Genomic DNA, 13111 nt, shown 5'->3' on the forward strand with positions numbered 1-13111 from the left:
GTTAATTAACGGGTCGCTAGCTCAGCGGTAGAGCACTCGGCTTTTAACCGATTGGTCCTGGGTTCAAATCCCAGGCGACCCATAATTTATAAAATTTAACCGGATGTTATTGCCTCCTATTAACTACTCTGTAGTTTTAGGTGGTGTCTTCAAATATTTACTCAATGAACCTTTTAATATGGATTTAATTGAGTAAAAACAGTGCTTGTCCTTGACAGAACGAACGACGTTAGTAGGATAGAGAGTTCAGGTTAGGGGGTCTATTTATGTGTTTGACAGTTTTTTAAAAATACCCTTATTGATGAGTGAGTCAATATAACAGAGTTGATTGTCAGTTACCCATTGTTCCAGATAGACTTTAGTGGATTGGGTAATTATTGGGTAAAAAGTTAATAACTTTGATTGAGTTAGAGACTTAAAACAACGTAAATATAAGGGTTTAAGTTAAATGCGGAACCCGGGACTTGAACCCGGAAGTCCTTGCGAACACTAGAACCTGAATCTAGCGCGTCTACCAATTCCGCCAGTTCCGCTTTCTGTATTTAATTGCACAAGATTCTATTGTCGGGGAATTTTTTAGTTTTGTCAACCCTCCTTCCAGAAGAATTTCACCAACTCCTTAAGGCAGAGGTATGAAGTCATAACCAACCCCTGAACGATTTCCCGGTTGAATCTCCACCAATTGTACAGCTTGATTGCGATCGCCAGAGGGTAAAAACTTAATAACACTCGTTGCTCCCTCAGCCGAAAAATTAGACTCGGAAAGCACCTGTTGAACTCCGCTTCGGGAAGGTTGCTCTTGGATACCTGCAATTAACGCTTGTGTCGCATCATAAGCCATTGTAGTTCGCCAGTTAATATCCCCTCTCCAAAGTTCATATGCTTCTTGTGTAAATCGAGAATCGAGATAGGCGAGAATATGCCAAGGAACCGCAACCACGACTCCTTCACTATCGCCCCCAACTTTCAAGGTGTCAACTGCATAAAAATCATCTCCCGCTAAAATTGGTAGCTGTTTGCGGTTGACTCGCACAACTTGTAACGCTTTTTCCACGGTAGAAGAATCGGGAAAGAGTACAATAACTTCTACTCCCTGCTGAAAAGCTGCATCCAGACTTTTGAACGCATTAAAGTGAGAATAAGATAGGTCAAACACATCCACAACTTCTCCGCCATCGCCATAAAGAGCCGTGATAAATTCATCTTTGAGCGACTGACTGTAGGCGCTCTGGCTATTATAAAAAATAACCGCTTTTTGTTGGTAGAGTTCCCCGATCATATATTTGACGAGTTGATTGGCGGCAAAGCGATCGCTCGGTACGGTACGAAATATATAATCTCCCGCAGTTGAGAGTTTAACCGAGGTACTGATCGGCGAAATTGCTACTAAATTTCCCCCTTCATAAATCGGTGCGGCTGCCAAGGAAACACCGCTGGAATAGTGACCCACCACGCCTAAAATCTCATTATTCTTTACCAAAGTTTCGGCGACTTTTTGGGCGATTTCGGAGTTATTTTTATCATCTGCAATCACAACTTTTAGAGGAATTCCCGCGATTCCACCCGCCCGATTAATTTCATTTTGGGCTTGGGCTACTCCCCGTAACATTGCTTCCCCAGTTCCCAAAGACTTGGGGTCTCCTATCGGAACGGTTACCGCAATGCTGTAGGCTTTTTTGTTTCCAATGCGGGCGTTATTGAGATAAATTAATGCTTCGGGATCATTAGGATTTGTTTGCAGTGAAGCCTCAAAATTCCTAACAGCTTCTTGATAATTTCCAGATGCTAAAGCGGTTAACCCGGCTTGTTTTTCGGGAATGCTAGGTTTAGGAATTAAACTCTTTTCTCCCTGACTGATTAAATTCTCAAGTGAGGGAATAGCCGTAGAAGCTGGAGAGGAAGATGAACCTTCAACAGCAGTTGGAGAAAGATTGATATTGTTTGAACGAGTAAAAAACCAATACCCCACTCCGAGTACACTTCCGGTAATTAACAAGGCTAAGGCGAGAGTCGTTAGTTCTTTTTGATTGGAGATTTTAGACATAAGCCGAAAACTATAACGACAAATTTTAACTGTCTAATTCGAGTATATCCTATTTTTTAAATTAAATCCTGTTTTTGTCAAATTAAAAGTCAACTTGCATAAGCTTATACCATCGCGAACTATATGTTTAAATGGAGAATAAAATTAATCCTTCACAACAGTATAGACCTACTCCAAGCCCTCCCAGAGTAATCATTAATGCCAAAACTAAAATCGTGGTTTCGTTTTTCTGAGACATAAGATTAAAACCAAAATTGAGTTTTTCCGAAAATCGTTTACAAGAAGCGATAAAGAATTAAATAGATTAAACGAAATAAAGTAGTAATAGCAACACAACCCAAAGCACCTAAAATGGGAAAAATTATCACACCCGACAACGGAATACCTTGTCCGAATGTGGAAATAAAGATTACTATTGCTAGAGAAATTAAAGCTAAAATAATTTGTTCTTTTGTTTCGATCCAGCGGCGATATTGAGCAAAAATCAATCCTCCGAACGTACCGCCAACAATTAAAGCCAAAAGCGGAAGTGAACCTCCCAATAAACCATTGACTGCAATCCGTAATAAAGCAATTTCAAAACCCGTAAATGCGGCTCCTTTTAACAAATTTATTGTCGAAAAAGAAGGCGAAGAAGTGGGGGGAGCGGGGGGAGCGGGAGAAGGAGAGGGAGCGGGGGACGGAATTTGAATTTGAGGTTGAACAGAAACCGATGAAATGGGTTGTGCTTTCGGCGTCGATAAAGGAACCTGTGGGGGTGAAGGGAGAGGATTTAAAAGCTTAAGAACTTGTTCGGCTGAACCAAAGCGATCGCTCGGTCTAGACTGAAGCATTTTATCTAAAATATAAGCGAGGGAATCGGAAACTTGGGTTTTATCTTTCCAATTCCAGCGACCATTATGACTATCATAAAGTTCTTTAGGATATTTTCCCGTTAACAGCACAATACAGGTTACAGCTAAAGCATATAAGTCCGTCGAAGGGAAAACACTATGACCCTGCATTTGTTCAGGGGGAGCGAATCCCATCGAAAAAATTCCGGTCGATGTCCCCAATTTATTCGCCTGTTGAGTCACCTGTTTAACGGCACCAAAATCGAGTAAATAAAGACGACCTTTGCGATCGCGCATAATATTAGACGGTTTGATATCGCGATGAATCACATCTTCATCGTGAACAAATTGGAGAACATTGAGGATTTCTTCTAAAACTTCTCGCACCCCGTCTTCAGAAAATTGACCTTGAGTGTCAAGTTCGGCTTCTAAATCTTGACCGTCAATATAGTCTTGAACGATATAAAAAAATTGCTGAGTTTGTGAAGATTGCCAGCCGGAAGATTCTAGGGGAAAATAGGCGAGAAGATTGGGAATTTGCGGGTGTTGATTTCCCAAACGATCCAAAACAACGGCTTCTCGTTCAAAGAGTTGTAGCGCGAGTTCTAACTCAGAGGGACTCAGATCGTTAGCGGGTTGAAACAGTTTCACCACACATTTTCGCAAAGCTGGAGATCGGCGATCGCAAGCTAAAAAAGCCGCTCCAAACCCCCCTTGACCGAGTAAGCGTTCGGGTAGATAACGACCATCTAAAATTAGAGGCATCCCACAAGTTGTACAATACTTTTGCTGTACTGTTTTGAGGATGGTCTTGTCATCGAGGTCAGCAAACAGATTTTCGGGACGGGGACACCCTGGACGAGTACAATGAATTTTCATAGAGATAATCAGTGGCTAGTCAAGCGTCACTCCTTGTCATTTGGTTGTTATTATTATCTCACCCTAACATCTACATTTTATGTCGATCTGAGCCAAAAAAGGGCAACTGTAGATTTAAAGTCTTGAATTTTCGGCTACTTTTCCGGGTTAATTTCTCAGCCATTTTAACAAAAATTTAACTTTATTTATGTTCTAAAAAATTTGAGGGAATGAATGGAGACTTACTCAGTTGAAACAGGTTCTTCACGAGTTAAGTTCAGTTTTTGAGTTGAAAATCGAGGTAAGACATCTCGACTAAAAGCTTCTGCGGCTTTTGATTGATAGCGGTTAGGATTGACAATCACAGATAACATTCGTCGAACTGTTACCCCTTCTATTTTCGTTTGATGAAGCACACCCATTTGCAATTCCTTTTCAATCGCAGAAGTCGAGACAAACGCGGCTCCTAAACCCGCTTGAACTGTATTTTTAATCGCTTCAATGGAGTTGAGTTCCATCTCAATTTGTAGACGACGAGGATCAATATTAGAGCGACTGAGAACTTGATCAATCACTTTGCGAATGGTAGATTGAGAATCGAGGGCGATAAACTGTAACTTATACAAGTCTTCTTTTTGAATACTGTCTTGTTTAGCAAAGCGATGAAAAACAGGTAAAATCAAAGCCAATTCATCTTCAATATAAGGCTGAATGGTAATTGATTCATGGAGTTCTGGAGGAACCTCACCGCCAATAATTGCCAAATCAATTTGACCATTGGCAACACTCCAAGCCGTGCGTCGAGTGGAATGAACGTGTAACTGCACAGCGACATCAGGATATTTTTGCCGAAATAATCCAATCATTCTCGGGAGTAGATAAGTCCCTGTTGTTTGAGACGCTCCCACAATCAGAGTACCCCCTTGTAAGTTTTGGAGATCTTCAATCGCGCGACAAGTTTCTTGACATAATGAGAGGATTTTTTCACCATAACTCAAGAGGAGATGTCCGGCTTCCGTCAATTTTGCCCGACGCCCTCCGCGATCAAATAGAGGTACATTAAGCTGTCGTTCTAGGTTTTGAACTTGTAAACTGATAGCAGGTTGTGAAACATACAAACTATCAGCCGCCCGCTTAAAGCTCCCCTCAGCCGCGATCGCTTTGAGAATGCGTAATTGGTCTAAGGTGAACGGAACATCTGACATAGTTTTTTCTAGCTAATGGTTTAATATTCAATATTCAACAATACCCAAATTACTGATCCAACACAACGGCAAATCAAACCGGGTGAGTTTAGATTGAGAATGAAAAATTTCCCCCTTTCATGTCAACCACTTGTTAACTGTTGTGGATCGAATCAATAATTAGGATTGTGGAAAACCTAGACTTTTTTTTCACTCAACTCCGACTGCACCCGAGAGGAATCGGGTAATACCTCTACCCCTTCAGAGGGTTGATAATCTAGGTCATATTTACCCAAACCGGGTGTAGAAAACCGAGGTAAAATCTCTTTTGTAAAAGCTTCAGCCGCTTTCGATTGATAGCGATGGGGATTAGAAATCGCCGAGAGAATGCGAGTAATGATCACCCGCTCAATCTTGAGAGTTTGCAACACCCCCATGCTTAATTCCTTTTCAATTGCTGAGGTGGAGACAAATGCGACACCCAAACCCGACTGAACGGCATTTTTGATCGCTTCAATAGAGCTTAACTCCATCTCAATTTTCAGACGAGTCGTGTCAATACCCGCACGAGTTAGAACTTGATCAATAACGCGACGAATTGTAGACTGAGTATCCAAACTGATGAATTGGAGGTGATATAAATCTTCTTGGGCAATAATCTCCTGTTGGGCAAAAGGATGAGAAACCGGGACAATTAATGCCAATTCATCGCGAGCATAAGGCACAATTTCGAGAGATTGTGCAAGTTCAGCAGAAATTTCTCCACCGACAATGGCTAAATCAACTTGTCCATTGACCACACTCCAAGCCGTGCGGCGAGTGGAATGAACGTGTAACTGCACCGCAACACTGGGATATTTTTGCCGAAATAATCCAATCATTCTCGGGAGTAGATAAGTCCCTGTAGTTTGAGATGCTCCGACAATGAGTGTACCCCCCTTCAGATTTTGTAAATCTTCAATGGCGAGGCAAGTTTCCTGACACAATGAGAGGACTTTCTCACCGTAACTGAGGAGGAGATAACCCGCTTCAGTCAGTTGAGCGCGACGTCCTGCCCGGTCAAACAACGGTACATCTAGCTGTCGTTCTAAGTTTTGGATTTGAAGACTGATGGCCGGTTGTGAGACATATAGGCTATCGGCCGCCCGCTTGAAGCTTCCTTCAGCCGCGATCGCTTTGAGAATGCGTAATTGGTCTAGAGTGAATGGCAGGTCAGACATAAGACTTCACCTCAACAGGCCAGAGAAGCTTTAAGGGAAAATAGGAGGAGATCAAGTTCTTTCAGCATACTGCGGTTCGGATTTGTATTGAAGTTAACTTTATTATCGACTGAAGAGGTGACAATCGTGGATCAATGGCTAACATCGAGCCATATTGTGATGTTGGGGTTGCTGTTTGGCTTTGCGATCGCTCATAGTGGTCTAGCAGCATTGCGCCCTTGGGGTGAACAAAAAATCGGCCCTCGACTTTATCGAATTGTATTTGCGCTGGTGAGTTTACCGTTGGCGGTGGTGTTGATTATTTATTTTTTCAATCACCGTTATGATGGAGTACAACTTTGGCAAGTTAAACAGTATCCTTTTGTTATACCCCTGGTGTGGGGATTATCGGCTGTCTCGTTTGTGTTTCTTTATCCGGCAACATTTAACCTGCTGGAAATCGCGGCAATTGAAAAGCCGCAAGTTCATCTCTACGAAACTGGGATCATTCGTATTACTCGTCATCCTCAGATGGTGGGACAGGTGATTTGGTGCATCGCTCACACGCTCTGGCTCGGTACAAGCTTCACGTTGGTGACTTCGATCGGTTTGGTTGCTCATCACCTATTTGCGGTTTGGCACGGCGACAAGCGCATGAGAGCGCGTTATGGTGAAGCATTTGATGCCGTTCGGGATCGCACTTCTGTTATACCCTTTTTGGCAATTCTTCAGGGTCGTCAAACTTTACAGTGGCAGGAGTTTGTCCGCTGGTCTTATCTGGGTGTTGCTATTTTCATCATTCTCTTGTGGCAAGCTCATCCATTGTTGATAGGTGCCACAAGTAACGTAGCCTGGTAGCATGATCCCAGTGATATTAAACGTTCATTAATAAAAAATTTCCAAGATGATGCTGCTTTCAATTCGTGAGCAAAATTTTACAAAAGAGGTCTTGGGTGCCTCTACTCCAGTTCTTGTTCATTTCTGGGCGCCCTGGTGTGGGTTGTGTCGGCTGATTGTTCCTCAGTTACACCAATTTCAAGACAACTGGCAAGATCAGGTCAAAGTGGTTGGGGTGAATGCGGATCAAAGTCTTAAATTGGCAAGCACCTACCGTCTTCAGACTTTACCCACGGTCATTTTATTCGATAATGGTCAAGAATTACATCGACTCGAACATTTTCATGGACGGGAAGATTTGCGACGGACTCTTGATGAGTTTATGCAAAATCACCAAAATCGATGTTCTTCTGTGTCTCTCTCAACCCATGAATATCTCTCTTTAGAAGCCTAGTTCCTTCAATAGGGAACAGGGAACAGGGAACAGGGAAAAGGCAAAAGGCAAAAGGCAAAAGGCAAAAGGGAAAAGGCAGTTATCAGTAACTTCTAAGTTCTGACTTCTGACTTTTCCCAACTGCGGGGCGGGTTTAACTCAATCTTGGAGTGGTTGTCAAGATTGTAGGCTTAACCTGCCCCTACATGAAGCTTATTGATTAGTCGGATATCATATAACTTCTAAGGAGATGGGGAAATTCATAATTTATAATTCATTGATCATGTTTTCTGATTGGATGATTTAAAGCGACCTTTCTCAAAGTCACGTTTTTGTCTATGTTTTGTACTGCGTCCACTCACTCGTTTTCGCCACATCCTAAAACTAGAGGGTTTCATTTCTCGCCGCATTAACGCAATTACATCTTTTTCTTGCAAACCAAATTGGATCTCAATCGCATCAAAGGGAGTTCGATCTTCCCAAGCCATTTCGACAATGCGATCGATGGTTTCTACATCAAGATTAATCTCTTTCTTCATTGAAGGTTTCTCCGGTTAACTTTATTCTGAGATTCTCCGATCTTACAACAGTTTGAAAAACCGTGCTTTTCACAAATTCACAGTTTCTCACGTTGGCGATCGCTTCATTGAGGAGATTCAAGCATCAAGGTTTTCTCTACATCTGGATTTTTTAAATATCTAGATCTCTAAAACAAAGAGTTATCATCACAGCTTAATTGCTTTGGAAATTGAAATATTGTTTTGAAATCTAATATATAGCACTACGCAAATTGGTTAGGACATTTCTAAATTCTGAAACCCTCTCAGGCGTGTGCATTCCTTGGCGGCTTACAAAGCCGCAGGGTCACACCGCTTTCATAGTCTGCTGTTCCCTGATCCGGTGTTCCCTATTCCCTAGCGCGCAGCGCTATACAATTGAAACTTTTGATCACAACTTGATCAAAATACAATCAGTTATTTATTCTGATGAACTGAAGGAACAATCAGCTATCACTAATATCAGATTCCATTCCAGATTTATCCCCCTCAAAATTTTGCTGATGTCGCTGTTGAGATGACTGGATTGATTCATCGATATAAAATCGGTAAAATAGAGGTTCATCCTTAAAATCATGTTCATCTAAGACATGATGAATGATGCCCTTTTGTACCATCAACTGTCCAATTAAAATTGCCTCTTGTCGAGTGGAATTTTCAAACTTCATTAACCAGTTGACTGCATCTGTTCCTAAAAACACTTTCGGAAATGATTTTAGCTGAAATCTCCGCTCTTTTATTTCAATTCCATTTTCTCCTCGCATTCTAGTAACAATTTGATCCCAATTATATTCATCTTGAATGATGGGTTCTTCAATAATATTTTTTTCTGTGACAGCATCAAGTTGAGGAAAATCCATACCATTAGATTGAACCCAACTTTGAATGATCGGATTCAGATTAGGCGTTTTAATGTGTAAATCTCTTTGTGGGAAAGGAATTTCAATGCCATATTTCCGTAAGTGTTTCTCGATTTGATTATATAAATGAGTTCTCACTTTCGGTTCTTTCAGAGGATCTCGAATAAATGCGACAACTCGAAATCGTAACCCACTTTCACCAAATTCTCTAAATTTGACTTTTGGGGGTGGATGACGCAGAATATCAGGATGTTCAACTTGTGAAGCGGCTTGCAATACTTTGTAGATAAAATCAATATCAGAATTGTAGGAAACCTCAACATATGTTTTCACGCGCGTGAGTTCACTACGATTCCAATTGATAACTTCTCCTTCAATAAACCGAGAATTAGGTAAAGTAATGATATATCGATCAATATGAGAGATTTCGGTTGTTCGTACCCCAATTCGTTGCACCAATCCTTGAAATTCTCCTACCTGAACCAATTCTCCAATTTTAATCGGACGGGTAACAATTAAAATTAAACCACAAATAAAATCTTTAGCAATGTTTTGTAAACCAAACCCAATCCCAACTCCAATTACACTCAGGATAATCGCTAAAGCTTGAAAATCCACACCCCCCGCATTCAGAATCAACAAAAATCCCAGAAAGATCATGGCATACTGGGTTAAAAAGGTGATCGCATCTTGTGAACTTTGATCAACACCCGCTAAAGGTAAGATGCGTTTTTTGAGAAATTGCGCGAATAGATTAACCACAAACAACAGAATAATCGTTGAAATTCCGAGTAATATAATTCGGTTGAGGGAAATAGGAACTGTCCCTAATTTGAACATCCGAGCGGTAAATGTATTTTCAATTAAATAAATAACTTTATAGAATTGACTCCGAGAAGCTGGAAATAGGTTGATAGTATAACAAATAAAGCCAATCCCAACGAAAATTTGTACCAAAAATAAACCCAGTAATCTCAGTGATCCAGATTGTCGATTTGATTGTTTCAGTTGTTGGCGTTGATAATAACGATACAACCGGAATAGTCCGGCTAGAATTAGCGAAGTGATGACGAAGCCAATTACTGTCATTTTGAACGCCCAATTTCGATAGGCAGGTGTTCGTTCTTTTAAGCTTCGTTCGAGGGCTAATTGAACTTTTTCTTGCCAAATTTCTGCTTGTTCTTGTGGTGTCATACCGGGAATGAGATCTGATGCTATGATGGAAACAAGATATCTGTTATTAACTTTAAGAACTGTTTCTCCCACCTGTTGATCAATAGTGACTTTGACAGGTTCTCCTTGAAGTAGATTTTTATTGAGTTTTTCTTGCAGCAGAGCGTTAATCATATTTGCTCGTTCATCAGCAGTAAAATTACCAGAAGCTCCCACTTTATAGAGTTTTCGTCCATCTAGTACAACGGGAACTTTTGGGGTGATTACCTCAGTGTCCACCGATTCTGCGTTGACAGCAGAGAGAGCAAAAAGGGACAATAGACAAGCACAGCAGGCAATTAGCAGTTGTTTAGCCCATTTGCGATTTGGGTAGAACAGATTAGGAGTCATGTTGATTGGCATCATCTACGTGAAACGAAGTCATACTTTCACAGAATACTATGCTGGCTCTAAAAGTTGCTCAAATTGTTAAAAATGAAGGCTCTCTTAGACTGAGTATGAGAAATTAATCGCAAAAATGCCAATTTAATAAGACTCTTATTCTAAAGTTATCGCCCATTAGTTAACCCATAAGCTTTTCTCTTAATGAGTTTAATTGTTGGATTTATACCTTCTACGGCTCCTGGGGCTGTTCGATTCTCAAAGTAAGCTAAAATCTCGTTTATCCATCTTTTTTGGGTTGAACAGCTTTTCTTTCTTTTTTAGGAACGGATACTTACCGTTTTTTGGTCTTTCTAATTTATCCTCTTTTTCTCGATTATTTTTCGATTTTTCAGCCTGTCTATTCTCCATTTTTCTAAGGAAAATAATACTTCTGAACTCTCAAATCAAGGCAATAATTTTAAAAATTTAGTCAGATTGATGGTCAGGTTGCGTAGAGACGGCACCCGTTGACGGGGACTTCAAAACACCGAAAAATTAACCCAATCGCCGCTATCCGTCTGTAAAAAGTCTGTAAAAAGGTTGATCATTGCCCTCAAACCCCGAAGTCTATGTCAAAATTATCAACAGTTTTGACAACTTCGTGAAGAACGATTAAGTCCCTAGATATTATGGAACTGCTTTATCAATACGCCTGGTTGATTCCAGTATTGCCCTTACTCGGGGCGATGTTTGTTGGAATTGGCTTGATTTCATTTAGTCGAGCCACCAACAGCCTCAGAAAAGCAAGCGCAGTCTTCATCGTCTCCCTACTCGGAGGCGCAATGGTGCTGTCCTTTGCCATACTTTGGAGTCAAATCAACGGCCACGAACCCTATACCCACATGATCGAATGGGCAGCCGCAGGAGATTTTACCCTGCGTATGGGCTATACCATTGACCATCTCGCCTCGGTCATGTTAGCGATTGTTACCACTGTAGCCTTTTTGGTGATGGTCTACACCGATGGTTACATGGCTCACGATCCGGGATATGTGCGTTTTTATGCGTACTTGAGCCTATTTAGCTCCTCAATGCTGGGCCTCGTCATCTGTCCGAACTTAGTACAGGTTTACATCTTCTGGGAACTGGTGGGGATGTGTTCCTACCTGTTAATCGGATTTTGGTATGATCGCAAACCCGCCGCCGATGCTTGCCAAAAAGCCTTTGTAACCAACCGTGTCGGTGACTTTGGCTTGTTATTGGGGATGTTAGGGTTGTTTTGGGCAACTAACACCTTTGACTTTGACTTGATGGGTGAACGTTTAGAAACCCTCGTCGAAACAGGCGGTTTAAGCGTTGCCTTAGCGAGTCTATTTGCAATTTTGGTATTTTTAGGCCCGGTTGCCAAATCCGCCCAATTCCCCCTTCATGTCTGGCTACCGGATGCAATGGAAGGCCCGACCCCGATTTCGGCTTTAATTCATGCGGCGACAATGGTTGCAGCAGGTGTATTCCTAATTGCCCGGATGTATCCGGTGTTTGAAGGTTTACCCATCGTGATGAATGTGATCGCCTGGACGGGCTGTTTTACGGCGTTTCTGGGGGCTACCATCGCCCTAACCCAAAACGACATCAAAAAAGGTCTGGCTTATTCCACTGTCTCCCAACTGGGTTACATGGTGATGGCGATGGGTGTCGGCGCCTACAGCGCTGGAATGTTTCACCTGATGACTCACGCTTATTTTAAAGCGATGCTGTTCCTGTGTTCGGGTTCGGTTATTCACGGCATGGAAGTCGTCGTCGGACATGACCCCGTTTTAGCCCAGGATATGCGGTTAATGGGTGGACTGCGGAAATATATGCCGATTACGTCCGCTTGTTTTTTAATTGGTACCCTGGCAATTTGTGGAATTCCACCCTTTGCAGGATTCTGGTCCAAAGACGAAATCTTGGGTAATGCGTTTGAGGCAAATCCCGCCTTATGGGTGGTTGGTTGGTTAACGGCGGGTATGACGGCGTTTTATATGTTCCGGATGTACTTCAGCACGTTTGAAGGCGGTTTCCGGGGCAATGATGCCACAATCAAACAACAACTGTTAGCCGAAGCCAACGGCCCTAATTATGCTTTTGGCCCGGGTGCAATGAATCCTCAAGAGTTGGTCGCAGAAGCAGAGGAACACGGCCACGATGATCACGGTCACGGTCATCATAGTGATTCCCCCCATGAGTCGCCCTGGGCGATGACCATTCCATTGATGACGTTGGCGATACCGTCGATGTTGATTGGGTTGTTGGGGACTCCGTTTGCGAACTATTTTGAGGAGTTTATTCACGCCCCCAGTGAAACGGAAGCGCAAATTCTCGAAAAAGCGGCAGAATTCGATTTAACTGAATTTCTGATTATGGCGGGAAATTCGGTGGGAATTGCTTTAATTGGGATTACACTTGCTTCGTTGATGTATCTCAGTCATAAAATTGATCCGGCTGCGATCGCTGAGAAAATCAAGCCATTGTATCTGTTTTCTCTCAATAAATGGTATCTTGACGACTTGAATGATTTCTTGTTTGTGCAAGGTCTACGTCGTCTCGCCCGTCAGGTCATGGAAATTGATTTCCGTGTGGTTGATGGTGCGGTTAACCTGACCGGGTTAATGACGCTTTTATCCGGTGAAGGGTTGAAATATTTTGAGAATGGTCGCGCCCAATTTTATGCCTTAATTGTGTTTGGGGCTGTATTGGGATTTGTAGTGTTCTCCGGCGTGAGTTAGGT

At 42.0% G+C, this 13111-nt stretch carries 11 protein-coding genes and 2 tRNA genes; 4 read left to right on the forward strand and 9 right to left on the reverse strand.

Translation table 11 applies throughout. The features are described from left to right. Positions 1–10 precede the first annotated feature (10 nt). Positions 11–82, forward strand: a tRNA-Lys gene (locus L8106_RS08065). A gap of 367 nt (positions 83–449) precedes the next feature. Here L8106_RS08065 and L8106_RS08070 read toward each other — a convergent pair. The 5 genes from L8106_RS08070 to L8106_RS08090 form a co-directional block, all read right to left on the reverse strand. Next, positions 450–533: transfer RNA gene (locus L8106_RS08070), tRNA-Leu, on the reverse strand. Positions 534–619: 86 nt separating this feature from the next. Further along, on the reverse strand, positions 620–2044 hold the full coding sequence (locus L8106_RS08075; RefSeq protein ID WP_009783759.1) for an ABC transporter substrate-binding protein: 1425 nt from the start codon (positions 2042–2044) through the stop codon (positions 620–622). Between the two features lie 275 nt (positions 2045–2319). Continuing rightward, positions 2320–3756 carry a serine/threonine-protein kinase gene (locus L8106_RS08080; RefSeq protein ID WP_009783760.1) on the reverse strand — a complete coding sequence of 479 codons (1437 nt, stop codon included), beginning with the start codon at positions 3754–3756 and terminating at the stop codon, positions 2320–2322. Positions 3757–3977: 221 nt separating this feature from the next. After that, positions 3978–4940 carry a LysR family transcriptional regulator gene (locus tag L8106_RS08085; protein ID WP_009783761.1) on the reverse strand — a complete coding sequence of 321 codons (963 nt, stop codon included), beginning with the start codon at positions 4938–4940 and terminating at the stop codon, positions 3978–3980. Positions 4941–5116: 176 nt separating this feature from the next. Next, positions 5117–6139, reverse strand: coding sequence for a LysR family transcriptional regulator (locus L8106_RS08090; RefSeq protein ID WP_009783762.1), 1023 nt, complete (start codon positions 6137–6139; stop codon positions 5117–5119). A 123-nt stretch (positions 6140–6262) separates the two neighbouring features. Here L8106_RS08090 and L8106_RS08095 point away from each other — a divergent pair, with 123 nt between their 5' ends. Both L8106_RS08095 and L8106_RS08100 read left to right on the forward strand, forming a co-directional pair. Next, positions 6263–6976 (forward strand): NnrU family protein, encoded by a 714-nt coding sequence (locus L8106_RS08095; RefSeq protein WP_198012915.1) that lies wholly within the window; start codon positions 6263–6265, stop codon positions 6974–6976. A gap of 49 nt (positions 6977–7025) precedes the next feature. Next, positions 7026–7409, forward strand: coding sequence for a co-chaperone YbbN (locus L8106_RS08100; protein ID WP_009783764.1), 384 nt, complete (start codon positions 7026–7028; stop codon positions 7407–7409). Between the two features lie 260 nt (positions 7410–7669). Here the strand turns inward: L8106_RS08100 and L8106_RS08105 are convergent, their stop codons facing one another. The 4 genes from L8106_RS08105 to L8106_RS32850 form a co-directional block, all read right to left on the reverse strand. Continuing rightward, a complete protein-coding gene (locus tag L8106_RS08105) occupies positions 7670–7927 on the reverse strand; it encodes a TIGR03643 family protein (RefSeq protein ID WP_009783765.1) in 258 nt (85 codons plus the stop codon). Between the two features lie 464 nt (positions 7928–8391). Beyond that, complete coding sequence (locus tag L8106_RS08110) at positions 8392–10257, reverse strand: mechanosensitive ion channel domain-containing protein (protein WP_198012913.1); 1866 nt, start codon at positions 10255–10257, stop codon at positions 8392–8394. A 269-nt stretch (positions 10258–10526) separates the two neighbouring features. After that, positions 10527–10643 carry a transposase gene (locus L8106_RS30395; protein WP_083798385.1) on the reverse strand — a complete coding sequence of 39 codons (117 nt, stop codon included), beginning with the start codon at positions 10641–10643 and terminating at the stop codon, positions 10527–10529. Further along, positions 10618–10770, reverse strand: coding sequence for a hypothetical protein (locus L8106_RS32850; RefSeq protein WP_009783767.1), 153 nt, complete (start codon positions 10768–10770; stop codon positions 10618–10620). The genes L8106_RS30395 and L8106_RS32850 overlap by 26 nt, the downstream gene beginning before the upstream one ends. A 260-nt stretch (positions 10771–11030) precedes the next feature. On the opposite strand from L8106_RS32850, the gene L8106_RS08115 reads away from it, so the two are divergent. Next, positions 11031–13109, forward strand: coding sequence for an NAD(P)H-quinone oxidoreductase subunit 5 (locus tag L8106_RS08115; protein ID WP_009783768.1), 2079 nt, complete (start codon positions 11031–11033; stop codon positions 13107–13109). Positions 13110–13111 lie beyond the last annotated feature (2 nt).

The organism is Lyngbya sp. PCC 8106 (assembly GCF_000169095.1).
Lineage (GTDB): Bacteria > Cyanobacteriota > Cyanobacteriia > Cyanobacteriales > Microcoleaceae > Capilliphycus.

Bases quoted from the DNA above. Each gene is read 5' to 3' on its own strand.
- L8106_RS08075 (WP_009783759.1), bottom strand. From the start codon at position 2,044: ATGTCTAAAATCTCCAATCAAAAAGAACTAACGACTCTCGCCTTAGCC.
- L8106_RS08080 (WP_009783760.1), bottom strand. From the start codon at position 3,756: ATGAAAATTCATTGTACTCGTCCAGGGTGTCCCCGTCCCGAAAATCTG.
- L8106_RS08085 (WP_009783761.1), bottom strand. From the start codon at position 4,940: ATGTCAGATGTTCCGTTCACCTTAGACCAATTACGCATTCTCAAAGCG.
- L8106_RS08090 (WP_009783762.1), bottom strand. From the start codon at position 6,139: ATGTCTGACCTGCCATTCACTCTAGACCAATTACGCATTCTCAAAGCG.
- L8106_RS08100 (WP_009783764.1), top strand. From the start codon at position 7,026: ATGCTGCTTTCAATTCGTGAGCAAAATTTTACAAAAGAGGTCTTGGGT.
- L8106_RS08105 (WP_009783765.1), bottom strand. From the start codon at position 7,927: ATGAAGAAAGAGATTAATCTTGATGTAGAAACCATCGATCGCATTGTC.
- L8106_RS32850 (WP_009783767.1), bottom strand. From the start codon at position 10,770: ATGGAGAATAGACAGGCTGAAAAATCGAAAAATAATCGAGAAAAAGAG.
- L8106_RS08115 (WP_009783768.1), top strand. From the start codon at position 11,031: ATGGAACTGCTTTATCAATACGCCTGGTTGATTCCAGTATTGCCCTTA.